Origin of the sequence: Magnetofaba australis IT-1, assembly GCF_002109495.1 — a bacterium.
In the GTDB taxonomy this organism is placed as follows: Bacteria; Pseudomonadota; Magnetococcia; order Magnetococcales; family Magnetococcaceae; genus Magnetofaba; species Magnetofaba australis.
This window is the reverse complement of sequence record NZ_LVJN01000020.1, coordinates 264,880-289,278: the sequence shown is the minus strand read 5'-3', so window position 1 is coordinate 289,278 and position 24,399 is coordinate 264,880. Positions and strand designations below refer to the sequence as shown.

At 61.9% G+C, this 24,399-nt stretch carries 13 protein-coding genes and 1 pseudogene; 8 read left to right on the top strand and 6 right to left on the bottom strand.

The genetic code is table 11. From position 1 onward, the window contains the following. The first annotated feature begins 105 nt into the window (after positions 1 to 105). The 3 genes from pbpC (at position 106) to MAIT1_RS13510 (ending at position 5,043) form a co-directional block, all read left to right on the top strand. Positions 106 to 2,430, top strand: a complete 2,325-nt coding sequence (gene pbpC, locus MAIT1_RS13520) for a penicillin-binding protein 1C (protein ID WP_085443456.1) — start codon at positions 106 to 108, stop codon at positions 2,428 to 2,430. A 196-nt stretch (positions 2,431 to 2,626) separates the two neighbouring features. Further along, entirely contained in the window at positions 2,627 to 4,198 is a 1,572-nt protein-coding gene (locus tag MAIT1_RS13515) for a LamG domain-containing protein (RefSeq protein WP_085443455.1), read from the top strand. 68 nt (positions 4,199 to 4,266) lie between these two features. Further along, positions 4,267 to 5,043 carry a type II secretion system protein gene (locus MAIT1_RS13510; RefSeq protein ID WP_158089493.1) on the top strand — a complete coding sequence of 259 codons (777 nt, stop codon included), beginning with the start codon at positions 4,267 to 4,269 and terminating at the stop codon, positions 5,041 to 5,043. 796 nt (positions 5,044 to 5,839) lie between these two features. On the opposite strand, the gene MAIT1_RS13505 is transcribed toward MAIT1_RS13510, so the two are convergent. Together MAIT1_RS13505 and MAIT1_RS13500 are read right to left on the bottom strand one after the other, a co-directional pair. Next, on the bottom strand, positions 5,840 to 8,959 hold the full coding sequence (locus MAIT1_RS13505) for an efflux RND transporter permease subunit (protein ID WP_085443453.1): 3,120 nt from the start codon (positions 8,957 to 8,959) through the stop codon (positions 5,840 to 5,842). A gap of 11 nt (positions 8,960 to 8,970) precedes the next feature. Then, complete coding sequence (locus MAIT1_RS13500) at positions 8,971 to 10,137, bottom strand: efflux RND transporter periplasmic adaptor subunit (protein WP_085443452.1); 1,167 nt, start codon at positions 10,135 to 10,137, stop codon at positions 8,971 to 8,973. A gap of 132 nt (positions 10,138 to 10,269) precedes the next feature. On the opposite strand from MAIT1_RS13500, the gene MAIT1_RS13495 reads away from it, so the two are divergent. Further along, positions 10,270 to 10,863 carry a TetR/AcrR family transcriptional regulator gene (locus tag MAIT1_RS13495; RefSeq protein ID WP_085443451.1) on the top strand — a complete coding sequence of 198 codons (594 nt, stop codon included), beginning with the start codon at positions 10,270 to 10,272 and terminating at the stop codon, positions 10,861 to 10,863. Positions 10,864 to 11,588: 725 nt separating this feature from the next. On the opposite strand, the gene MAIT1_RS13490 is transcribed toward MAIT1_RS13495, so the two are convergent. Next, positions 11,589 to 14,369: a hypothetical protein gene (locus MAIT1_RS13490; protein WP_085443450.1), complete on the bottom strand. Its 2,781-nt coding sequence runs from the start codon at positions 14,367 to 14,369 to the stop codon at positions 11,589 to 11,591. A 382-nt stretch (positions 14,370 to 14,751) separates the two neighbouring features. Here MAIT1_RS13490 and MAIT1_RS13485 point away from each other — a divergent pair, with 382 nt between their 5' ends. Together MAIT1_RS13485 and MAIT1_RS13480 are read left to right on the top strand one after the other, a co-directional pair. Next, positions 14,752 to 16,446 (top strand): cation:proton antiporter, encoded by a 1,695-nt coding sequence (locus tag MAIT1_RS13485; RefSeq protein WP_085443449.1) that lies wholly within the window; start codon positions 14,752 to 14,754, stop codon positions 16,444 to 16,446. Between the two features lie 39 nt (positions 16,447 to 16,485). Beyond that, complete coding sequence (locus MAIT1_RS13480; protein ID WP_085443448.1) at positions 16,486 to 18,525, top strand: STT3 domain-containing protein; 2,040 nt, start codon at positions 16,486 to 16,488, stop codon at positions 18,523 to 18,525. A gap of 493 nt (positions 18,526 to 19,018) precedes the next feature. Here MAIT1_RS13480 and MAIT1_RS13475 read toward each other — a convergent pair. From MAIT1_RS13475 to pncB, 3 genes and pseudogenes are all read right to left on the bottom strand, one after another. Further along, positions 19,019 to 19,799: pseudogene (locus tag MAIT1_RS13475) on the bottom strand (IS110 family RNA-guided transposase). 679 nt (positions 19,800 to 20,478) lie between these two features. Further along, entirely contained in the window at positions 20,479 to 21,303 is an 825-nt protein-coding gene (locus MAIT1_RS13470) for a cysteine hydrolase family protein (RefSeq protein ID WP_085443447.1), read from the bottom strand. 453 nt (positions 21,304 to 21,756) lie between these two features. Beyond that, complete coding sequence (gene pncB / locus MAIT1_RS13465; protein ID WP_085443446.1) at positions 21,757 to 22,941, bottom strand: nicotinate phosphoribosyltransferase; 1,185 nt, start codon at positions 22,939 to 22,941, stop codon at positions 21,757 to 21,759. Between the two features lie 334 nt (positions 22,942 to 23,275). Here pncB and MAIT1_RS13460 point away from each other — a divergent pair, with 334 nt between their 5' ends. Together MAIT1_RS13460 and MAIT1_RS13455 are read left to right on the top strand one after the other, a co-directional pair. Beyond that, positions 23,276 to 24,007: an NUDIX hydrolase gene (locus MAIT1_RS13460; protein WP_085443445.1), complete on the top strand. Its 732-nt coding sequence runs from the start codon at positions 23,276 to 23,278 to the stop codon at positions 24,005 to 24,007. A 41-nt stretch (positions 24,008 to 24,048) separates the two neighbouring features. Continuing rightward, positions 24,049 to 24,336, top strand: coding sequence for a hypothetical protein (locus MAIT1_RS13455; RefSeq protein ID WP_085443444.1), 288 nt, complete (start codon positions 24,049 to 24,051; stop codon positions 24,334 to 24,336). Positions 24,337 to 24,399 lie beyond the last annotated feature (63 nt).

The window sequence follows — 24,399 nt, the reverse complement described above, 5'->3', positions numbered from 1 at the left end:
TCTGCCCTCGACCCGCCAGGGAAATGATTTCCCTGGACCCTCGTGAGTTTTGCTTTTGCGCATACACGAGGGCAATGCGCACATCATTGAGTTTGTACTGGCTTGATGCGACGCATCTTTTTGCGCCTGGGCGTGGCGACGCTTCTGCTCCTGGGAGCGTTGCTGCTGCTTGATCGGCTCTATCCGCCGCCCGCGCCCACAGGCCAGGACGCGGTCACCGTGGTGGATCGCCACGGCGAACCCCTGCGCGCCTTCGCCGACAGCCGCGGCGTGTGGCGTCGCCCCATCGCCCCCGAACAGGTCTCGCCGCTCTACCTCGAAGCCCTGCTCGGGTATGAGGACCGCTGGTTTCCTATCCACCCCGGCGTCAACCCCATCGCCCTGCTGCGCGCCGCCTGGCAGAATCTGCGCAGCGGCGGCATCGTCTCCGGCGGCTCCACCCTCACCATGCAGGTCGCCCGCCTGCTGGAGCCCCACGACCGCACCTACAGCGGCAAACTGCGGCAGATCCTGCGCGCCCTGCAACTCACGTGGCGCTACTCCAAAGCCGAAGTCCTCACCCTCTATCTGAACCACGCCCCTTTTGGCGGTCCGCTGGAGGGGGTGGAGACGGCCAGCCGCGCCTATCTGGGCAAATCCGCCCGCGAACTGAGTCACGCCGAAGCGGCGCTGCTGGCGGTGCTGCCCCAAGCCCCCTCGCGCCTGCGCCCGGACCGCTACCCGCAGCGCGCCCGTCGCGCCCGCGACAAGGTGCTGCAACGGTTGCTGGATCAAGGCGTCTGGAGTGCGCAAGCAGTGGCCGATGCGCGCATGGAGACGGTGTGGGCGCAAACCCCGCGCGCGCCGTTTCTGGCCCCCATCCTGGCGCGTCGGCTGAAACAGGAGGGCGGCGCTGAGCGTGGCGTCATCGTCAGCGCCATCGACGCCGGGTTGCAGTGGCGGCTGGAGGAGCGACTCACCACACGCATCAACGGAACCCCCGCCGGAACCTCGGCGGCGGCGCTCATCGTCGAGTCCGATACCCTGTTGGTGCGCGCCTATGCTGGGTCGGCGGATTTCCACGATGACGCCGCCCATGGCCAAGTGGATATCGTGCAGGCGGCGCGCTCGCCGGGCTCCACCCTCAAACCGTTCGTCTATGCGCTGGCGCTGGAACAGGGATTGATCCACTCGCAGTCGCTGCTGTCCGATGTGCCCCGCGCCTTTGCCGACTACGCGCCGGAGAACTTCGACCACGCCTATCTCGGCCCACTCAGCGCCGCCGAGGCGTTGGCGCGTTCGCGCAACGTGCCAGCGGTGGATCTGCTCACCCGCATCGGCGCCAATCTGTTCTCGGCGCGACTGCGTCAGGGTGGGCTCACCCTCAGCCTGCCGAGCGGGGCGCGGCCCAATCCGTCGCTGATCCTGGGCGGCGCGGGCGTCACGCTGGAGCAGCTCACCGGCGCCTATGCCGCTCTGGCGCGGGGCGGGCTCTCCGGCGCGCTGCGCTTGCGCCCCCATGCGCCGTTGCAGGAGCGTCGTCTGCTCACCCCTGGCGCGGCGTGGATCGTGCGCCATATGCTGGCCAGCCATCGCCCCGGCGTGGCGCGGGATGCGGGACTGGCCATGGCGCAATCACGCAAATTGGCGTGGAAAACCGGCACCAGCTACGGCTTTCGCGACGCCTGGGCCATGGGGGTTTCGGACCGCTATGTGATCGGCGTGTGGGTGGGGCGTCCGGACGGGACCCCCTCCCCCGGTCAATACGGGGCGATCTCCGCCCTGCCGCTGCTGTTCGATATCGTCGATTCGCTGCCGCGCCATCAACAGTGGAGCGCGGCCCAGGCGCCGCCGCCTTCGGTCTCCCATGTGGAGATCTGTTGGCCGCTGGGAACCCTGCCGGATCCGCATCAACCCCAGCTATGTCATGAGAAGCGCATGGCCTGGGCGCTGGGTGGGGCAGTCCCGCCCACCCTGCCGGACCTGGATCATTGGCGCCCTCTGCGCGTCTCCCTGGCGCTGGACGCCGACTCCGGCAAGCGGGTGGATGCGTCAGGATGCGGCGCGCGGCGCGTGATCACCCGGGAGTTCGCGCGCTGGCCCACACGACTGGAGCCATGGCTCTCGCCCAATCGGCTGCAGCGCTCTGCCTTGCCCGAGTGGGCCTGCGCGCCGCAACAGGCGCCGCCAGTGGCCGCGCCGCTGCGCATTGTCGGCGCCCGCGATGGCGACGTCATCCGCCGCGCTGGCCCCGGCGCGCCGCCCCCCACTCTTGAGCTGCGCGCGCTGGGCGGTGACAGCGCGCAACACTATTGGCTGCTCAATGGCAAACAAACACATCAGGGCGAACGGTTCTCCCTACAAATGACGACCCCCGGGAGCTATGCCATCACTTTGCTGGATGAGACTGGCGTATATGACCGGGTAACGGTGATCCACGCCGCTAATTGAAAGCCCTAATGCAAACCGACGGTTCATTGAAATATCTTTTCAATGTGTTAATTTTGAGCTAAACACAGAGGATGGCGAATATTAGGCTCTGGAATCAAACCTGATGAAGTCTTGACAGCCGCTGGTCGCGTGTTCGTTAAACCTTGGCGCGTCGAACGTTCTATTCGCGCAATGACATCAAGTGAGTTTGCCCTCTATGATCGCTCCCACGCCACGCACGACACCGAATTCTCAATCCGGCATCGCTCTGCTGGCCGTCATCGCGCTGCTGCTGCTGGCGGCGGGTGTGTTCATGAACACCACCCTCAACAAAATCACCAAAACCCAGATCCAAAGCAACACGCAGCTGCAGAGTCAGAACACCGACGATGTCGACATGATGTTCCAGGCGCTCGCCGGTTATGCGCGCGCCAACGACAAATTCCCCTGCCCCGACTCCGATCTGGATGGCGTGGCGGAAACCAGTTGCACCGGAACCAACGCCGTTGGCTGGATTCCCTATGTTACGTTGGGATTGAGCACCAATCTCGACCCTTACGGCAACCCCTACCGCTATGGGGTGGACGTCGGCTATCGCAAAGATACCGACAACAGCGACGCCGATATCAATCTGACCAATCCGTTGGCCACCAACAGCACCTCGACTCCTTCGACCTCCGAGGCCCTGTGTCGCGCCATTGAAGGCACGCCCGCCACCACGCGGACCTATCAGATCAACATTACGACGCCCAGCTCGGTCAGCAGCAGCTATATCCACACCACCGGCTCCAGCAGCCAGAACATCCCCCTGATCATCGCCAGCGGCGGCCCCACCAACGCTGATAACAACGGCGGCGACTACGCATTTGACGGCGACAATGAAAACGCCACCGCCTTGGACTTCAACGATACCGGCGAAATCGCCTCTTCCACATACGATGACCAGGTGTGGTACAAAACATATTCGCAAGTGTTTGACTATACCGATACCAGCAGCCTGCTCTACAGCTACTGCAAAAACGCCATCGATACCGGTGAGTCCACGCGCTCGGCGGCCAGCGCACAGAGTTTTCTCTCCTCCGGCACCGGCACTGACCCCTTGGCCAACACCAGCATAGGCGTCTCAGACAGCCTCATCGCCGTGACCGGGAGCGGCGCCACCGGCTCCATCACCTCAAGCAGCACCATCAGCGATGGCAACAGCAACACCAATGACAATATTGGCAGTGGTTGCAGCGCATCCTATGTGTCGAATATTGACCGCTATGGCACAGGCGCCGCAATCTATATCGGCGACTGCACAATCAGTTTCAACTACACCAGCAGCACGCCCACAGACGCCACCTTCACGCTCTGGGTGAAAGAAGTTGACGCCAGTTTGACCAACACCGACTATTTGGGCATCACGCTCAGCACGCCCAGCAACCAGGTCTCTTCTCTCTACAGCAGCTCCCTGGCGATGAAGTTTGACGTTGGCAGTACGGTCAACGATCTGTCGGATACGATCTCTCGCGGGGTGTGGAACCAAGTGGCGATTGTCATCAATGGAACCAGCGACACGATATCCTATTATCGGAACGGCTCGCAGATTGGCTCCTCGATCAGCCAATCCATCACCAACTCAACCGCCTTTGAGTTGAGCAACACCTCTGCGAACAATCCGGCCTATTACGATGACCTGCGCGTATTTGAGTCGGCGCTCACAGCCACGGATATCAAAACCATCTATGATCTTGAATGCGTCTATGACGCCACGCTACACACCAGTTGCCCCAATGGCGCGCCTTAAGAGGCGGTTTTATGACCCAAACAGCATTGTTTAACCACCTTAACTTTCAGCCAAATGAGACAGATTTCATGAAAGCGCACACATCTCATAGCCGCTCTGGTTTCACCATGGTGGAGATGTCCATTGTGCTGGTGGTGATCGGCATCATCCTCTCCATCAGCTTCTCCATCCTGCCCGGCGCCACCGACTTCGGCAACGCCGCCGCCACCAAAACCGAGATGGAATCCATTGTCGAGGCCATTGAGGGCTTTGCTCTGGCCAACAATCGCCTACCCGGACCCGCCGCCACCGGCACCTCCGGCGTTGAGGTGGTTGGCGGCTCTGGAACCGCAAGTTCGGGAATAGGCTTCCTGCCCTTTACCACCCTGGGGCTCAATTCCGGCGCCGATGCCTGGGGCAACTACTATCGCTACGCCATCTACGTCAGCGCCGCTGCAACTGATCTGTCCGATCCGCTGGACAATGGCGGGACCTCCTCCACCAGCGCCAACTTCTGTCAGGATCTACAAACCGCCGCGGCTGCGGCTATTTCCACCGGCGTGCTTCACATCGCCAGCCCCACAGATTCGACCTGTAGCAGCAATGAAACCAACGTGGCGTTTGTGGTGATGAGCCCGGGGCGCAGTGAGTCCAAGACCTCTGCGGGCGCCGATGACAGCAGCGATTTCAACACCTTCAACGGCAACAACGCCACGGCGATAGGTGGTGTGAATCTGTGCGTTGATAACCCGACGCGAAAAATGCGCGCCAGCGGCACGGGCAGCGACCAGTATGACGACATCGTCAAAGCCTACGGCTTGACCACCATGATTGGGCGTTTGAACTGCACCTCGTTCACACCCTAAGAAACTGGTCGTCGCAGTCACAATAACGGCTCCTGCTATCAGGAGCCGTTTTTTTTGGCTGTCCGAGAGGCGGTCGTCACGAGAAGCAAAAACGGGACAGGTTTCGCCTTCTCTGTCTCAAAGTGGCGCATGTGTCGTTGCGTCTCACTCCTTGAAGCCGACTCAAATCGTTTGACGCAGCTATATTGTCAGTTGAAATCAGAATCGGACAGTTTGGGTATTGGTCATGAAAGATATCGAGGGCTACGCCCTCGAGCTCCCAAGATCAACAGCTACACCGTGGGCTCCGCCCACACCCGCTTAAGGGTCACAGACCCTATGACGATTTGGCAGGATGGCCAAATCGGACTCGCGCAGCGAGCCCGCAGGGTGAGGGCCATGGATGGCCCGAATCAATCCCGCCTCCGGCCAGCCGGAGGCCAAGAGTCAGCGCAAGCTTTACCTGTGTCACACAAACATTGAGGAGCCTGTGCAATTCTGAATTGCGGTGACTATATACTCGTTAGAAATCAGAAATGGACAAGCACAGATCATGAATGTGAGCTCAAAAGCCAACTCACCGAGGTCTAGGAGGGCGTCCCTCCTGGCAGGTCGAGGGAGATTTTGTCCCCTTTGGCCTCGCGGGTCACGGGCAGCGCCCGTGTGGGGTCTGGGGCGAAGCCCCAGTCTCTTTAAGCTTCCATCACTGTGTTCAGTTTCAATTCTAGCGACTATACCCCCCCTCTCGGTCAGCCCAAAAAAATCCCCCGGCACCGAAGCGCCGGGGGTGGGGGAATCGCTCTTAAATGAAGAGCGATCAGGAAGAAACGGGGGATTTTTTGCTGAAGACTTTGCGGATTGCCACAAAGAACAGCGGCACAAAGAAGATGCCCAGCAGCGTGCCCGCCGCCATGCCGCCCAGCACGCTGGTTCCGATGGCGTTCTGACTGCCCGAGCCCGCGCCGGTGTTGATGGCCAGCGGCAACACGCCAAAACCGAACGCCAACGAGGTCATCAGAATCGGGCGCAGTCGGATGCGCGCCGCCTCCAACGCCGCCTCGATGAGTCCCATGCCCTGCTCATTGAGCGACTTGGCGAACTCCACAATCAAAATGGCGTTTTTGGAGGAGAGACCAATGGTGGCCAGCAGGCCCACCTGGAAGTAGACGTCATTGGGCAACCCGCGCAGCAGCACCGCAGCCACCGCGCCCAGCAACCCCAACGGGGCCACCATCATCACCGAAAACGGCACGCTCCAGCTCTCATACAGCGCCGCCAAGGCCAGGAACACCACCAGCACCGACAGCGCATAGAGCATCGGCGCCTGCGCCCCGGCCAGACGCTCCTCATAGGAGAGGCCGGTCCACGCCATGCCCACCCCGGTGGGCAGTTTGGCGGTCATCTCCTCCACCTGCGCCATGACGTCGCCGGAGCTGATCCCCGGCGCCGGTTGTCCGGCGATCTCCAATGACGGCAGACCGTTGTAGCGCTCCAGCTGCGGCGAGCCTTGGGTCCAACGCGAGTCGGCAAAGGCGGAGAAGGGAACCATCTCGCCCTTGTTGTTGCGCACATGCCATTGACTCAGATTGTCTGGCTGCATGCGGTAAGGCGCATCGGCCTGCATAAACACCTTTTTGACCCGCCCCTGATGCACGAAATCATCCACATAGGTGCTGCCCCAGGCGCTGGAGAGCACATTGTTGACGTCGCTCACCGCCACGCCCAATGCGGTGGCTTTGGCGTGGTCGATCTCCACTTGCAGCTGCGGCGTATCGTTCAGACCGTTGGGGCGCACCCCCACCATGTTGGGGTTCTTGCCCGCCATGCCAAGGAACTGGTTGCGCGCGGCCATCAGCTTGTCATGACCCAGTCCGGCCTGGTCCTGTAGATGGAAGTTGAAGCCGGTGGCGCTGCCCAGCTCCAACACCGCAGGCGGAGCAAAGGCGAAGGCCATGGCGTCGCGGATTTTGGAAAACGCCCCCATGGCGCGTCCAGCAACAGCCTTAACGCTTAGTGAGGGATCGTCGCGCTCTTCCCACGGACGGAAGCGCACGAAGGCGATGGCCATGTTCTGCCCGGAACCGGCGAAGCTAAAGCCGGCCACAGTGATAATGGAGGCCATGGCCTTCTGCTCGTTGGCGATGAAGTGATCCTCAACCTGCTTGATCACTTCCATGGTGCGCTCCTGAGTCGCTCCAGCGGGCAGCACGATCTGCGCAAACAGAATGCCCTGGTCCTCATCGGGCAGGAACGAGGTGGGCAGACGTTGGAACAGCACGCCCATGCCCACCGCCAGCGCCAGATAGATCAGCAGAATCCGCACCGGACGCTTGAGAATGCCGCCGATGCTGCGGTGGTATCCGCCCACCAGCTTCTCAAAGCCCTTGTTGAACCACGCGAACGGACCGTGATGGGCGAAGTGGTCCTCGCCCTTTTTCAGTGGTTTGAGCATGGTGGCGCACAGCGCCGGGGTGAGGGTGAGCGCCACCAGCACCGACAGCAGCATGGCCGAGACGATGGTGATGGAGAATTGCCGGTAGATCACCCCGGTTGAGCCGCCAAAGAAGGCCATGGGCACGAACACCGCCGACAGCACCAGCGCGATGCCCACCAGGGCGCTGGTGATCTGCTTCATGGATCGCCGCGTCGCTTCGCGCGGGGGCAGCCCCTCTTCGCGCATCACCCGTTCGACGTTCTCCACCACCACGATGGCGTCATCCACCAGCAGGCCGATGGTGAGCACCATGGCGAACATGGTCAGGGTGTTGATGGAGAAGCCCAGCGCCTCAAGAATGGCGAACACCCCCAGCAGCACCACCGGCACCGCGATAGTCGGGATCAAAGTGGCGCGGAAGTTCTGCAAGAACACCCACATCACCAGGAACACCAAAAACACCGCTTCAATGAGCGTCTGCACCACACCTTCGATGGAGATGCGCACAAACGGCGTGGTGTCGTAGGGGTAGACCGCTTTCAGACCCGGCGGGAAGGCTTTGCCCAGCTCCTCCATTTTGGCGCGCACCGCATCGGCGGTCTCCAGGGCGTTGGCCCCGGTGGCCAGACGGATCGCCATACCGGCGGCGGGCTGACGATTGAAGCGCGGCGCCTTGTCGTAGCGTTCGCTGCCGATCTCCACCCGCGCCACGTCAGCAAGCCGCACGGTCGAGCCGTCGGCGTCAGTGCGCAGGATGATTTTGCGGAAATCCTCCGGGTCGCGCAGACGGCTCTGCACGGTGACGCTCACATTGATCTGCTGACCTTCAATATTGGGCAGCGCGCCCAACTGACCACCGGAGATCTGCGCATTTTGCGCACGCACGGCGGCGGCCACATCGGCGGGGGTGAGGCCGAATTGGGTGAGCTTGGCCGGATCCAACCAGATGCGCAGGGCGTATTGGGAGGAGAATTGCGTAATCTCGCCCACCCCAGGCACGCGGCTGATGGGCTCGTTGAGGCGGCTGGTCATGTAGTCGCCCAGGTCGGCCACGTCCATGGCGCCATCCTCGGAGACCAGCGCCACCACCATGAGGAAGTTGCGCACCGACTTGGCCACGCGCATGCCCTGTTCCTGCACGGCGGAGGGGAGCAGCGGCGTGGCCAGTTGCAGCTTATTCTGCACCTGCATCTGCGCGATGTCGGGATCGATACCGTTATCGAAGGTCAGGGTAATGGTGGCTGTACCGCTGGACTGGCTCTTGGAGGACATGTAGCGCATGCCGTCCAGGCCGGTCATCTGCTGCTCAATCACCTGGGTGACGGTGTCCTCCATGGCTTGCGCCGTGGCCCCCGGATAGGAGGCGGTGATGGAGATCTGCGGCGAAGCGATGGGCGGATACTGGGCGATGGGCAGGCTTTTGATCGCCAGCGCCCCCGCCAGCATGATGAACAGCGCAATCACCCACGCGAAGATGGGTCTATCGATAAAAAACGGCGCCATGGAGTCTCTCCTTACTGCGCCGCCGCAGCGGAATCCGAGGTCAGATTGGCGGGCTTGGGCGTGGCTTTGGAGCCCGGACGCGCCTTGAGCGAGCCTTCAACTATGAGGCGATCGCCCGGCTTGAGGCCCTCTTTGACCAACCAATTGCTGGCCACGGACTGACCCAAGGCAATGGTGCGCGCGGTAACGGTATTGTCCTCAGACAGCACCATAGCAGTGGCGCGGCCACGGGCGTCGTGGGTCACCCCCTGCTGCGGCGCCAGGATCACTGCCGGAGCCACGCCGTCAGTAACAAAGGCGCGCACGTACATGCCCGGCAACAGCACGCCATCAGGATTGGGCACGGTGGCCCGCTGGGTCACCGCGCCGGTGGATTCGGAGACGCTCACTTCGGTAAACGCCAAGCGACCCGCCTGGGGATAGTCCTGACCATGCTCCAGGGTCAGACGCACAGTAGCGGAGTCCGCGGCGGGCGGTTTCAGCGCGCCGCTGGTTTGGGCCAGTTTCAAGCGCGTCAAATCGGCGCTGGCGCGGGTGATGTCCACATAGATGGGATCCAGCTGACGGATCACCGCCAGGGCGTTCTGCTGATTGGCGCCCACCAGTTCGCCCACGGTGATGAGCGAGCGGCCAATGCGTCCGGCGATGGGGGCTCTGATGACGCAGCGTTTCAAATCCAACTCGGCGCTACGCAGCGCCGCGCGGCTCAGCGCGACATTGGCTTCCGCTTCTTTCAGACTGGCCAGAACCTCATCCAGCACCTCTTGGCTGATGGTTTTGGAGGCGCGGAGTTTCTGCGTGCGTTCTGCCTTGATGCGGGCAATGGACAGCCGCGCCAGATCCCGCGCCACGGCGGCGCGAGCTTGATCGCGCGCGGCTTCGTAGCTGGCCGGGTCGATGCGATAGAGGGGTTGGCCTACGCTGACCTGGGCGCCCTCTTCGAAGAGACGCTCCTGAATGATGCCGGTCACCTGCGGGCGCACGCTGGCGGTGAGCGGCGCGGCCACACGGCCCGGCAGTTCGCTCACCAAGGAGGCGTCTTGCGGTTGCAGGGTGATGAAGCCGACCTCCGGCGCGCCGCCGGGCGCGCCTTGGGCCCATGCCGAGGTGGCGAGGCCAAATGTGAAACCCAGCGCGACAAGGGCGCGGGAGAGATGCGGGTGCTTGGCGAATGTCATCGTGTGCTTTCCGGAATAGACGTCATTTCTGTTTCTAGAATGATTGTTCTAGAATGGTCATTCAATGTATGCTGAGGCACGCAAACGGGTCAAGATAATCCGCACAGCAACCACAATTTGATGGATTTGAGTATGTCGCAACCGACTGAAACCCGCGCTGAACAACGCCGCAAACAGGTATTGGATGCGGCGGCTGAGTGTTTTCTCAAGTATGGGTTTCGCGGCGCGAGCATTGCGCGCATCTCCAAGGTGGCGGGGATGAGTCCAGGACACATCTACCACTTCTTCCCCAACAAAGAGGCGATCATTGCAGGGATTGTGGCGCGGCGGTTGGAGATTGGTTTGGAGTTGGTGGCGGGGTTTGAGGCGGCGGAGCAGCCGTTTGAGGCGATGGTGCGGGATGTGGACACCATCATGGCGCGCAAGACCGAGTCGGAGTATTCGGGCATGTGGCTGGAGATCTTGGCTGAATCGGCGCGCAACCCGAAGATCGCCGCCATCATTCAGGAGGCGGACCGCGCCATGCGTGAGCGCATCACCAAATTGGAGGCGCTGGCGCGGCAGCGGCGTGGGGTGGAGTCGAGCTTGCCCACTGAGGCGGTGACGGAGGTGGCCATGGCGCTGTTTGAGGGGATGTCCAACCGCATCGTGCTGAACCCGGAGATGGATCGCAAGCAGGCGGAAGCGGTGTTGCGGCATGCGTTGGAGGCGATTCTGCTGGCGTAAAGGCGGGAAGCAAAACGGGCCGCCGACTAGTCGGCGGCGGGGTCTGGGGGCCGCTGCCCCCAGCGGGTGTGGGCGGCGCCCACGGTGTTGTCTTCGTCTGTTGCCGTTTCCCCATAGCAGGGAGAGCGCACCTGTAAGAGGTTGGGGATGGAGCGCGGAACGTCGAGCCAGCACGAAGGGAAAACGGGGAAATGGCAGATAAGCAGGCCAGAAGGGCCGTCGTCCGCAGGACGGCGAACTGCACCAGAATTTCATGCAGGGAAATTCAAAAAGTGTTTGTGGGAAGGGGTACAGATTTACTGTCAGTGAGCATCATATCAATTTAATTAAGTGACCATCGCTGGAATTCACCATACCTTTGACCTATATCAAATTAATTAGGTGAGTGTCCCCTGAACTCCGGCCCCAGTCGCATCTATCAAATAACTCATCCACCATCTCTCAAAATTAGCAATATGAGAATGATAAGAACTATCTGCAAACCAAGCGACTTGAAAAACAACGCACTCCTCAAGCTTCTGTTTTCATGTGAATCATCAAGCTCTCCAGTATGCGGTGAAAAAACTGTTAGACCAAACAAACATCGGAAAATATAATTCAACTGGTGAGTGCTCGCATAAATTATTCCTGAAAGAGCAAAGCTCTCAGACAGATCCATCTGAGAGCTTTGCGCAACCAAAAGTCCCAAAACAGCTAAGATGGTACTTAAGGCTATAAGAAGTCGATTAGCGGGCATTTTTATTTACGATCGCTCTTTCGGGGATTTTTCTATTGCTTGGAGGGAAAAACATCGATCGAACCGCATTTTTTGTAGACCAGATGAGGCCAGCCTGAGGCGCTCCGTGATGCTGTAAATTACCGATAACAGAAGGCGCTATTTGGTCGGCCACTTCCATAGGGCTTCCTCCGCTGGCGTGTGTACGAGCTGCGGATGCGCTATCCGCTGCTAAAGACTGCATCGCACCAGCAAGCCTTTTTGCTGGCTCTTTTGCAAGAATCGCAGCTTTTGATCCACCTAAACTAATTGCAGAAAGCGCTGCATCAACAGCCCCTCCTCTTATTCTGCTCCACTCGGCTTCATTCTTCAAGTCATCCATGTAGGCGCGCGCGGAATCATCATCCTTAAACGTCTCATTAGTGAAAGGGTTCTTCCAGCTTTTATCATCCTGTTGCTCCAGGACAACGTACTCTTTGCCGTTATCATCAATCCAGTTGAATTGCGCCTGACCATTGAGTCGGCTGAAGAAATATGGCTCTCGCTCCCCTGGATGATCCAGAATCTCTTTCCGCTTCTCTTCATGCCAGCGATTTCCCCGTTCGATACGCTCCTGCTCCGGGGTGAGCGGCGCTTGAGGAACTACGGTCTGAGGTGTGCGCTTTGGCGTTGGCGTAGCACGAACTGGCCCCTGACCTTGAGCCTGACGCTGCTGCAATTGATGGAAATTGTTCAGTTCGACCTTATTTGTCCCATTCGGACGCTGCAATTGCCAGGGCGATCCATACAAGGGATCCGCAGTCTCTTGTGCAGGCGTCACAGGCGATTGCGGGACAGCTTGGGGTTGTGGAACGGCGCGCGGCTGGGTCACCGAGGCAAACGGTAGGGGCGGTTTGCCATTGGGATTACCCGCTAACGGATTCCCCGGCATGGGCGCATCGGGCAGTTGCGTTCGCGGGCCATAGGCTGAAATCGGCCCGGCTTGGGGTTGTGGCGTATTAAGCAACGGCGTTGACGGTTGTGCTTGGGGCCAGGCGGGCGAGGCCAGACCAGGGGTCAATGGCGTGGGCTTGGCCATTTGATTCGGAATCGTGGGAAGACGACCAGGCGCATTGGCGTAGCCGTTCACGCCACCGGTGTCTGGCTGTTCAAAGCCCATCGTGACCGCCCCATCCGGATTCATCCGCAGACCCGAACCAGCCGATGGGGAAGCCTGCCGCCCCTCCAGACCGATGATGCTCAGAGAATCTTGCGCCGTGGCCTGCGGCATGAGGTTGTTAGTCGGCGTAATTGTGAGGCCAGAGGGCGCGACTCCCGCCGGGCGCCCACCATTGACTTCAAATCCACCACGCACAGCGCCTTGCAGATTCAAACCCGGATCGCGCATTTGAGAATTGGGCGCAGCGTTAATCCCCAGACGTTCTGGCGTGATGTTTACATTGGGGGCAGAACGCCCACTGCGCACCACTGGGGCCCACTCGCTATCGAAATCCTGCTCCAATGCGCCATACCCTCCGACGCCTGGCATCATTCCAGGTTGCTCATAACCGACCCCGCCGCCGCTGAGCCCCGTTTCCCCGCCGATTGCAGCGCCGCCGCCTTGGTCACGACGATCCGAGCCGCCAAAGCCTCCTCCTGCTCCCATGCCGCCGCCAGCCTCGCTATCGGACGCATAGGCAATACGGTTATTTACATCATCCCGCCCAATCCGATAATCCATGGTCTCAGGCTTGGCGTAATCCCGCTCTGGGTAATACTCCATGGTCTGCCTGAAATCCCGTCCCTGCGGATCATTGGGATTCATGTGACCAAGCGCCGTCATGGCATGGGGCGATTGACTTTGCCCCGTCACCGACGCAAACGGCAGCGGCGGCTTATGGGCTTGGTGCGGACTCACGCCCAGATTGGATTGCGCGCCGGGGAACCCTTGCGCCATGCCCGGCTGAATCGCGCCGGGTCGCACGATGGAGTCATAGTCCGGCACATGGTAGCCGCCGGTTTCCAACTGCGTCTTGGCGGCGGCGGGGTGCAGGCCCGGGGTGAAAGTCGAAGCCCCCACCTGTTGCAGAAAACCGCCCATGCGGTCCAGCGCCTCGGTCCCGGCCATGGGCGGCGCGGTCCCCTGGTCATGCAGATTGCTGGGGATCATGCTGGGATCCCACGGCGCGCCGGTCTCTTCATCCAAACCGAAGGTGTTGCTGATGAGGCTGCGATTGTGCGCATCCTGCTGCGCCCACTGGGTCTGACGCTGGGCCAGATCGTTCAGCGTGGGCGTATGCCAGTTGCCGGTGAACCACTCCTCACGCGCCTTGGAGCCTGCGCTCATGCGGTCGTGGGGCGTGGTTCCATAGCGGTTCTCATTGGCCATGAGATCGTCGCGGCGCAGGTCGATATATTTCTCCCGGTTCTCCGGGTTGACCACGTCGCTCACTGAAAACGGCGCGCGGGCGCGCGGCTGGCCCAGATAGCTCACCGCCTGATTGATGGTGTTGCGCGCCAGCCGATTGGCCATGGGCTCCACCAGGTATGGGTCCGGCTCATCGTCGGGCGCGCGATAGCCCGGCGCCGCCATGGGGTCGCTCTCCATGCGCTCAGCGATCACCTGCCCCATGTAGTCGTCGGGGCCGTTCATGGCGGCGCCGTTGTCAGAATCCCATTGCCAGCGGCGTTCGGCCTCCCGCCGATTCTCCCAATCCCATTGATTGCTTTTCTCCTCGTTGCCAACCCCCCAGGTGTCAAAGGGGTTTTCAAACGAGAAGTGATCGCTGAGCGAGGTCAACCAGTTGCTCATTGTGCACACTCCTATTATTGGGGAAAAACATGCGCGCTGGAGAGACCCGAGGCGCGCCATTACACAGATTTATATCACATCAATACTTATCTTTAAATATCTTTATGATTTGCTTGCGCCGGGCCGACTCTGGACCTCTCCGGATATGTTTGGCACAATTTGAATGGAGTTGAGCGGTTGAAAGCGTAAAGAGACTGGGGCGTTGCCCCAGACCCCACAAGGGCGCCGCCCTTGACCCGCCAGGGCTTTGCCCTGGACCCACCAGGGAAATGATTTCCCTGGACCCTCGTAAGTTGACACAGCGCATGCTGATAAATTTGAGCGCCAAGGCACATTCACCCGAGCGTTAACAGCTCTTACCCCTACCCAAAGCGCTATTCCCATGGACCACACAATCCTCGTCGACATCACCCTCATCTTCACCTTCTCGGTGTTTGGCGTGTGGCTGTGCCATGCGCTGCGCATCCCCACCCTGCTGGGGTTCCTGGTCTCCGGCGCGGCCATGGGCCCCCACGGATTCGGACTGGTGGCCTCGGTGCACGAGGTGGAGCTGCTGGCGGAAGTGGGGGTGATGCTGCTGCTGTTCACCATCGGCCTGGAGCTGTCGCTGGGCAAATTGATGGAGATGCGGCGTCTGGTGCTGGTGGGCGGCGGCGCGCAGGTGGGGTTGGCCATCGTCGCCGGCGGACTGGCCGCGCTGGCGCTGGGGCTTCCCATGAACAGCGCGGTGTTCATCGGCTTCCTGGTCTCCCTCAGCTCCACCGCCATCGTGCTCAAGGTGATGCAGGAGCGCGGCGAAATGGGCGGCCCCCACGGTCCGCCCACCCTGGGCGTGCTGGTGTTTCAGGATCTCATCGTGGTGCCCATGCTGCTGATGATCCCGCTGCTGGCCGGACAGGCGCAGGACCCCATCAAAGAGCTGGGCATGTTCGTCATCAAGGCCATCGGCATCGGCCTGCTGGTGTGGTTTGGCGCGCGCCGCTACGTGCCCATGGCGCTGGTGCGGGTGGTGCGGCTGCGCGACCCGGAGCTGTTCCTCATGACCCTGCTGATGCTGGGGCTGGGCATCGCCCTACTCACCGCCCAAGCGGGGCTGAGTCTGGCGCTGGGGGCGTTCCTGGCCGGATTGGTAGTGTCGGAGTCGGACTACGGCCACCATGCGCTCTCCATGGTGATGCCGTTCCGCGACGTCTTCACCAGTCTGTTCTTCGTCTCGGTGGGGATGTTGATGGACGCCGGATTCTTCGCCGCGCACCTGCCCCAGGTGCTTATCGGCGCGGCGCTGCTCATCGCCATCAAGGCGCTGCTCACCGGCGGCGCATCGCTGCTGGCGGGAACCACCGTGGCGGCGGCGGCGGGCGCGGGCATCGCCCTGGCGCAGGTGGGCGAATTCTCCTTTGTGCTGGCGCAGGCGGGCATGGACGCCGGTTTGATGGATGACGAAGGCCGTCAATACTTCCTCGCCATCTCGGTGGCCACCATGGCGGTCACCCCGGTGCTGGTGGCGCTGGCGGGCGGCTGGGGGCGCAAAATCGCCAGCATCCCGTTCCTGAAAACCCAATTCGCCGAGCGCGAGGATGATATCGACGCCCCGTTCTCGCCGCTGGGGCACCTGCTGGTGGTGGGCTTCGGCGCCAATGGGCATGCGGTGTGGGAGTTGGCGCAGCGGCAGGGCATCCCCTGCCGGGTGCTGGAGACCAATCCCGACACCGTGCGCCGGGAGCGCGCCAACGGGGTGGACATCCACTTTGGCGACGCCTCCCGCGAGGATGTGCTGCACCATGCGGGTTTGGACAAGGCCCTGGCGCTGGTGGTGACGGTGCCGGCGGCCTCCGCCACGCAGCACGTGGTGGCGGCGGCCAAGGCGGCCTGCCCGGATATCCCGGTGGTGGCGCGCACGCCCTTCTTCACCGAGGGCGAGACGCTGCGCGAGTTGGGCGCCGAGCACGTGGTGGTGGTGGATCGCGAGGCCTCGGTGGCGCTGATTACGCGCATCCTCAAACTCACGCGCGCCACTCCCCAGGAGATCGCCGAAGAGACCTTGTGGGTGCGGCGGCATGAGGACTATGACGCCTAGCCCCTCCCCCCGCCGCCGCTGCTGACAGGCTGGCGCGATGTGGCGCTGCTGCTGGGCATCGTCGCCTTTGGCGTGATCATGCGACTGTGGGACGCGCCGCATCTGGCGCTGCCCACGGAGCAGACCCATCTGCATGGCGAACCGATCATTCACGCCGCCGACGGCTACTACCTGCTGGATCTGGCGCAAGCCCTGCGCGAAGGCGACTACCCGGGCGGGCTGGAGGCCTCCGGTCCGCCGCTGACCATCCCCGCGCCCACCGTGGCGCCGCTGTCGGCGCATCTGCTGAATCTCCTCTCCAGCGCCCTGGATATCCCCCTGATGCGGGCAGGATTCCTGCTGCCTGCCCTGCTCGGTCCGCTGCTGGCGATTCCGCTGTTCCTGTGGGGACGCGCCCTGGGCGGATCGCTGTGGCTGGCGGCGGGCGGCGCGCTGCTGGGGATGGAGGCGCCGCGCACCTTCATGCGCAGCGGCCTGGGCTGGTTGGATACCGACCCCCTCAACGGCGCGCTGCTGCTGGGATTGGCGCTGACGCTGTTTCAATTCGTCCAGCGCAGACACGCGCGCGCGCTGATCGTGGCGCTGATCCTCTATTGGTTGTTCCTGTGGTGGTGGCCCAACGCCGCGCTGGCGGTAACAGGCGCACTCCTGCTGTTTATGCTGGCGGCGTGGCGCAATGACCGACGCCAATGGCGGCGACTTGGGGGCGCGGCTCTCATCGCCCTACTGGGCGCGACGCCCTGGCTCCCGGCCCCGGCTCACCTCTTGGGAGAAACGGCGCAACTCATCCAACTCATCACCCAGAGCCACGCCGCCGACATCCCGCCAGCAGCGGCGGGCATCGCCGAATTCTTCCCCCCGGACGCGGAGCTGTTGCTGTATGGAACAGTTGGGCATCCGCTGCTGCTGGGGCTGGGCGCAGTGGGCGCAGTGGGCTTGCTCATCACGCGACGTCGCGCGGCGCTGTATCTCTTGCCATGGGTGACGCTGGGGATGTGGGGCGCAGTGGGCTCGCAGCGCCTGCTGATCTTCACCGCGCCGCTGTTGGGCTTTGGTCTGGCGGCGTTGCTGGAATTTTTCTGGCGCCGCTGGGGCCACGCCTCGCCACGGGGCGCTGGGGTTGGATTGGCCGTGGCGCTGTTGCTGTGCGCGGCGATTGAGCATGAACATCTGTTGCGGGTGGCGCGGGCGCCCACCTTCGACGCCCGCGAGCTAGCCGCCTGGGAGCAGGTTGCCCACCATACGCCGCCGGATGCGCTGATCTGGAGTTGGTGGGATATCGGCCACGCGCTGCGCCATATGAGCCGACGCGCGGTGGCGGCGGACAACCATGTGCACGACGCCGACGCCGGAGGGCGCCTAACGGCGCTGGCGCGTCCGCTCTACCATGCTGATCCGCAAACAGCGGCGCGATTCATGCGCTTTTACGCCCACAACGGCTATGCCGCCATCGACGCATGGCGCAAGGCGTTGAATGGCGAGTTGGCGGCGACCTTTGCCCTGCTGGAGCAGAGCCTGCGCGCTGGCCCGCCGGACGCGGCGGCTCTATTGACGCAAGCGGGGTTGGATGCTGGCGAATGGACGCCGCGACTCTTTCCCCAAACCTCCCGTCCGCTCTATCTGCTGATCCGCGACAGCCTGGCGTGGAATCCCGATGCGTGGCAACGACGCTATGCAACGTGGGATTTCGCCGCACAAGCGTTTGGACAGGGCAAGGGGATGGTTGTTGCCAACGTCACCCCCCAAGGCCAGAGCTGGCGCGGCGGCGGCTGGTTATTCGATTTGAGCCGAGGAGAGTTGCAGGTCAATGGCGGCGGCGCGCCGCTATCGACGAGCGTGGTGATCTCTGCGCGGCATGCGCCGCAGGTCAAACGCTTTGGCGCCGACGGCCCGGCGGTGATGCTGGACGCCGCGCGCCATCGGGCGTTGGTTCTGCCCGCAGCGGAGATGGACGAGCTTACCCGCCGCCTGTTCTTCCTCAACGATGGCGGCGGCGCATTTGAATTGGCGCATCGTGCGCCGGGTTCTTATCAACTCTGGCGCGTCATCCCTGAATCCGACACAACACACTCGCGGTGAACAGGACGCAGAATACTATAGTCGCCGCAGAAGAGAATGAGACATTTGAAGCGAGAAGATATCGAGGGCTCCGCCCTCGAGCTCCTAAGATCAACAGCTACACCGTGATTCGGACCATCCCTGGTCCTCACCCTTCGGGCTCGCTGCGCGAGTCCGATTTGGCATTCCTGCCAAATCGTGGGCTCCGCCCATGTATGGTCCGCTCCGCCACGGCAAGAGAAAATGTCCACTGATGTGTGAGGCTTAGTCGCGCCCATGTATCCGGCCTGTTGATGAGGGGCTTGTCGCCCTCTGGCCCTGATGGAATTTGCGCGTGGCCCTCCTCAACACACCCTCGGCCTCAATGGGCCCTTGGGCGAAACAGGTTCTTGACCACGCAGGGCTATGCCGTTTCACGCCATCAATCTCGACTCTCTCTCGCAACCTGGCTGGTGGGATCTCTTTCTCTTTCCTTATCGGCCTGTTTTTCTTTTAGAGTTGTATTGCGCTCTCTCTACACAGCGGCGCTGGCCCCATAGGCCTCCTGCTTCACCAGCATCGCCCACGCGCTGCGCGCCATGCGGTTGGCCAGCGCCACCACCGCTTTATTCGCGCCGCGACGTTCCGACACCGACACTGCCCACTGGCTGCGGCGGTCCGGCTTTTTCTCCGCTACACGCAACACCGCCCGCGCCCCATGAATCAACAGGGTGCGAAGATAACCGTTTCCCCGCTTGCTGATCCCCGTCAGCCACGCCTTGCCCCCTGTGGAGTTCACTCAAAATCAGCACAATCGCCCGCCGCGCCTGTTTGATGCTCTTGGGAAAGACAATCCCATACTCGGCAAGCAGTCCGCGAATCTGGTTCACCAACGCCGTGCGGTTCTTCACCGCCAGACTGCGTATCCGATGCAGCGACAATATCTCTTGCTGGGCAACGCTTTTGATCCCCACAAAACGCATATTCGGACGCTGTACCGCTTCACATATCGCCTCAGCGTCCACGCTGTCGTTCTTGTGCCGCTTCACGTAGGGCTTCACATATTGCGGCGCCATCAAACGCACATCATGCCCATATCCCTGAAATTTCCGCGCCCAATGGTGGGCGCCGCTACTGGCTTCCATCCCCACCAGGCGCGGCGGCAGTTGCGCCATGTACTCCAGGAGCTCGTCTCGTTTCAGTCGCTTCTTGAGAACGCTTTTGCCGCGCGCATCGACGCCATGCAACTGAAACACGCTCTTGCCCAGATCAATCCCCAGTACCCGTACCTGTCCGTTTTCGATATGATTGCTCATGGTCCGCTCCGACTCCGTTTAGATGGAAAAACACACCACCATCTTGGCCCATTGCGAGGCCGTTTGGGTAGCGGAGCGGACCATTCCATTACACACCCGCTTAAGGGTCACAGACCCTATGACGATTTGGCAGGATTGCCAAATCGGACTCGCGCAGCGAGCCCGCAGGGTGAGGGCCATGGATGGCCTGAATCAATCCCGCCTCCGGCTGGCCGGAGGCCAATAGTCAGCGCAAGCTTTACCTGTGTCACACAAACATTGAGGAGCCTGTGCAATTCCGAATTGCGGTGACTATATTGCCAGTTGAATTCATAATTGGGCATTGGCGATTTTGGCGATGAAAGATATCGAGGGCTACGCCCTCGAGCTCCCAAGATCAAAAACCACACCGTGGGGCTCCGCCCTGAATTGCACACCTTTGGCCGCTGGGGGCGCGGCCCCCAGACGATTCGGCAGGATTGCCGGATCGGACTCGCGCAGCGAGCCCGAAGGGTGAGGGGGCCGGCGGGGTGGATGGCCCGAATCACCCCGCCGCCGACCAGTCGGCGGCCAATAGTTCGCGCAAGTCGGCTCTACGTCACGCAAACATTGGCCGTTCTACGCCATTTTGGTTTCCCATGACGAGACCAAGAGGCTGGAGCCACGCTCCAGCCTCTTGTCCCATACCCAGGCGTCAATATCAGGCGCAATAATCCACAGACTTGCCCAAACGCATGCCGCGCGCGCTCATCTCGCCCACGAACGCCTCGCCCAGCGCCTCAAAGGTGGGCACATTGCTGGCGGTATCCTCCAGCAGCACCAGTTTGCTCACCTGATCGGCGCCCAACGCATCGGCGATGTCGCGCACGGTGTTGGCCACGCAGTGGGAAAGCGCCTGTCCGCTCACGGCGATCTCATCGGCGGCCGACAGCGCCTCGATCAGCTCGCGGTTGACCATGGTGTGCGGGTCCGCCGGATCCGCCACTTCCGCTTTGACCGCACTGTAGTGCTCGGTGCGCCGGTTCATCCCCTTGAGGACTTTGTGGGCGCGCTTGCCCGTGGTCAGCTCCCAACGCGCCACCGCTGCGGCCACTGGGGCGTAGATGGTCCCGCCCGGCTCGCCAATCAAACAGTGGTAGGGCCAGATCACCGGCGCGTAGCGATTGCCCGACGCCAGCGTGTGCACATACTCCAACGCCCACGCGCGCATCTCAGGGTCAGCAGGAGTCCAGCGCCCCTCCAGCAGATCCTCCTCGCTCAACACCACCGGGAATTTGCCCGCCGGAATGTCCACCTCCGGGTGGTTGCCCTGGGCGTCCACCCAGAACAGCGGGTGGCCGATGTCGTCACGATAGTGCGCGTCCATGGTCACATGGATGGAGTCGAAGCCAGCGCCGACGCGATCCAGCAGAGCCGCGAGCCGCTCGGAGTCGTTCTCGGCGCCCGGCACATACAACGAGCCGGTTTGCGCATCGCAGAAGTCCGTCTGTGGGTCGATAATCAGCAGAGCGATTTTTTTGTCCATAACGTTCTCGCTGTGTCAGTTCTTATAGAGACAGGGATGATAAAAGAGACTGGGCCTTCGGCCCAGACCCAGCCAGGGCTCCGCCCTGGACCCTCGTGAGTTTTAGTCCGCGTGTAGCTGCGCCTTTATTCAGCGCGTCAACTCTATAGCGAGTCAAAACCAAAACTGCACAGAACGGCCAATGTTTGCGTGACATAGATTGAGCTTGCGCTGACTATTGGCCGCCGACTGGTCGGCGGCGGGGTCTGGGGGCCGCGCCCCCAGCGGGTGTGGGCGGAGCCCACGATTTGGCAGGATTGCCGAATCGGACTCGCGCAGCGAGCCCGAAGGGTGAGGGCCATGGATGGCCCGAATCACGGTTTGGATTTTGATGTTGGGAGCTCGAGGGCGGAGCCCTCGATATCTTTCATTACCAATACCCAAACTGTCCGATTCTGATTTCAACTGACAATATTATATGGCCACGCCGATGGGCTGACGCACATCGAACGCCTGCGCCAGTTTTTGCAGATATCCCGCATCGTCGCACAACGTCTTGCCCGGCTCGTCGGAGAGCTTGGCCACAGGCTGACCATTCAAACGCACCATCTTCAGCACAATGCGCAGCGCCTCCACCCCCACATCGTTGGTCAGGCTGGTGCCAATGCCAAACACCACCTGCGCCCGTCCGCGGAAGTGATCATAGATCTGCAGCGCCGAATCCATGCTCAAGCCATCGGAGAACACCATACGCTTGGTGGTCGGATCGATGCCAAACGACTCATAGTGCGCAATCAGCTTCTCGCCCCACTCGATGGGGTCGCCGGAATCGTGCCGCGCCCCCGCATAACGCCGCGCCAGATCGGCGTCGAAATCGCGCAGGAAGGCGTCCATGCCGCACACGTCGGACAGGGCGATGCCCAGTTGCTCGCCATACTCCTCCAGCCAACTGCGCAGGGCGTAACGCTGGCTTTCAGCCAATGACGGAGCCAACGCCTGACTCCCTTGCAAAAACTCATGCGCCATGGTGCCGATGGGGGTTAACCCCATCCGCCGCGCCATATCCACATTGCTGCTGCCCACGCATGATTGCGGCAGATGCTGGGCAAAGGCGGACACCACCTCCTCCTGCCACTGACGCGACAGACGACGGCGGGTTCCGAAGTCGCTGAAGTGAAAACCGTCGGCATGGGGGTGGCTCTTGACCGCTTCGATCTTCGCCTGCAGCCGTTTACGCCCTTCGCTCAGATCCGGCGACTCGCCCAGCATCTGGCGAAAGTGCAGTTCGTTGACCACCGCCAGCAGCGGCGTCTCCCACAGGATGGTGCGCAACCAGGGGCCGCGAATGGTCAAGCAGAGTTGATCATCAACGCTCACATGCACATCGCTGGGCTTGAGCTGAAACCCGCGCAGCGCATCGATGAAGTCGGCCTGGAAGAAAGGCAACCCGGCCAGATATTCCAACTCCGTATCGGTGAAGCGCAGATCGCCCATGGCCTCCGCCTGCGCCCGCACCTGCCCGGCAATGGGGCGCAGATCCACGCCGTGTGAACGATTATGAAACCGATACTCGGCCTGGGCGTCGGCAAAGCGGTGAAACACCGCCTGCATCATGGTGAGTTTGTACAGATCCGTATCCAGCAGCGATGGGATCATCATCGTTCGGCTCCAAATTGAGGGCGGCGCCCACTTAGTGTTCCTGTACCACTAAGTTATCCTTGACGCGCGGCTTTGCAAAGTAAAAAATCAATCCAGCCCCACACAGCGATGCATTTAGCGATGAATTTTAAATTGCGCGAAACGAGTTGGGCTTTCGCATTCCATTCGTTGCGCGCGCAAAACCAAACTAACGAGGGTCCAGGGAAATCATTTCCCTGGCGGGTCACGGGCAGAGCCCGTGCGGGTGCAGGGCAACGCCCTGGCGGGGTTTGGGGCAGCGCCCCAACATCTTTCATCTTCAGAACGATGCCACTCCAGGAACAAGAGAGCCGTGATGGATGAAGCCGCATTTTTAGAGCAGTACGACATCACCGCCTACCGCGCGCCCATCGCCACGGTGGATATGGCGATTTTCACCGTGCTGGAGGAGCAGTTGCAGGTGCTGCTCTACCGGCGCGGCGAGCATCCGCACAAGGATCGCTGGGCGCTGCCGGGAGGGATTATTGATGTGGGTGTGGACGTCGACCTGGAGGCCGCCGCGCGGCGCAAATTGCACGGCAAGACCGGCGTGGCCTCGCCCTATCTGGAACAAGTCGCCACGGTGGGCAATGGCGGTCGCGACCCGCGCGGCTGGTCGTTGAGCGTGCTTTACTTCGCCCTGCTGCCCGCCGAGGGGGTGACCCTGAGCCACGGTTGGGGCGCGGCGCAGGCGCAGTGGCGGCCGGTGACGGAGGATGGCGTGGATATGCCGCTGGCGTTCGACCACACGGAACTGCTCACGGCGGCGGTGCAGCGCCTGCGCGGCAAAGTGGCGTATACGGCGCTGCCCGCGCATCTGCTGGGGGAGGAGTTTACCCTGTCGGAGCTGCAGCGGGTGTATGAGATTCTGCTGGGCCGCAAAATCGAGAAGAGCGCGTTTCGCAAACGCATACTCGACGCCGGGGTGGTGGAGAGCGCGGCGGGCCGCAAGCGCACTGGGGCTAATCGTCCAGCGCAACTCTATCGCCGCCGCCAGAGCGCTTCGTCGCATCTGTTCCCGCGCAATCTGGCCACCGGCGATCTCTAAACGCGCGGGATCTTTTCTCTCCTCCACCGACTCCAAGCGCCATGTTCGAACAACTTCCCCACGACGAGCGCGAGGCGTTGGCGCGCATCCGCAACAAAACCTGCGTGCCCAGTCTGTTGTGGCAGCGCATCGCCGCCGCCGCGCCCGATGGCGACAGCGAACCGCTGCTGCTGCGCCGCGCCGTGATTGCGCGCCTACAACCGGCCCTGGATCTTCTGCAAACGCGCGGCTACTTCCAGCAGGTGCGCATCAATGCTGAACCCGGCAAACCGGGCTGGGCGCAACTGACCCTGCAAGGCGTCTCTCCCCGCTTTCTCCTGTTGCACTAAAACGCCGCGCCTCCTGGTCAAGCGCCGCGTCGTGCGCTAGGGTGATTTTTTCGTTTACTCCAA

Coding starts and splice junctions, on each gene's coding strand:
- pbpC (WP_085443456.1), top strand. CDS start 106: ATGCGACGCATCTTTTTGCGCCTGGGCGTGGCGACGCTTCTGCTCCTG.
- MAIT1_RS13515 (WP_085443455.1), top strand. CDS start 2,627: ATGATCGCTCCCACGCCACGCACGACACCGAATTCTCAATCCGGCATC.
- MAIT1_RS13510 (WP_158089493.1), top strand. CDS start 4,267: ATGAAAGCGCACACATCTCATAGCCGCTCTGGTTTCACCATGGTGGAG.
- MAIT1_RS13505 (WP_085443453.1), bottom strand. CDS start 8,959: ATGGCGCCGTTTTTTATCGATAGACCCATCTTCGCGTGGGTGATTGCG.
- MAIT1_RS13500 (WP_085443452.1), bottom strand. CDS start 10,137: ATGACATTCGCCAAGCACCCGCATCTCTCCCGCGCCCTTGTCGCGCTG.
- MAIT1_RS13495 (WP_085443451.1), top strand. CDS start 10,270: ATGTCGCAACCGACTGAAACCCGCGCTGAACAACGCCGCAAACAGGTA.
- MAIT1_RS13490 (WP_085443450.1), bottom strand. CDS start 14,369: ATGAGCAACTGGTTGACCTCGCTCAGCGATCACTTCTCGTTTGAAAAC.
- MAIT1_RS13485 (WP_085443449.1), top strand. CDS start 14,752: ATGGACCACACAATCCTCGTCGACATCACCCTCATCTTCACCTTCTCG.
- MAIT1_RS13470 (WP_085443447.1), bottom strand. CDS start 21,303: ATGGACAAAAAAATCGCTCTGCTGATTATCGACCCACAGACGGACTTC.
- pncB (WP_085443446.1), bottom strand. CDS start 22,941: ATGATGATCCCATCGCTGCTGGATACGGATCTGTACAAACTCACCATG.
- MAIT1_RS13460 (WP_085443445.1), top strand. CDS start 23,276: ATGGATGAAGCCGCATTTTTAGAGCAGTACGACATCACCGCCTACCGC.
- MAIT1_RS13455 (WP_085443444.1), top strand. CDS start 24,049: ATGTTCGAACAACTTCCCCACGACGAGCGCGAGGCGTTGGCGCGCATC.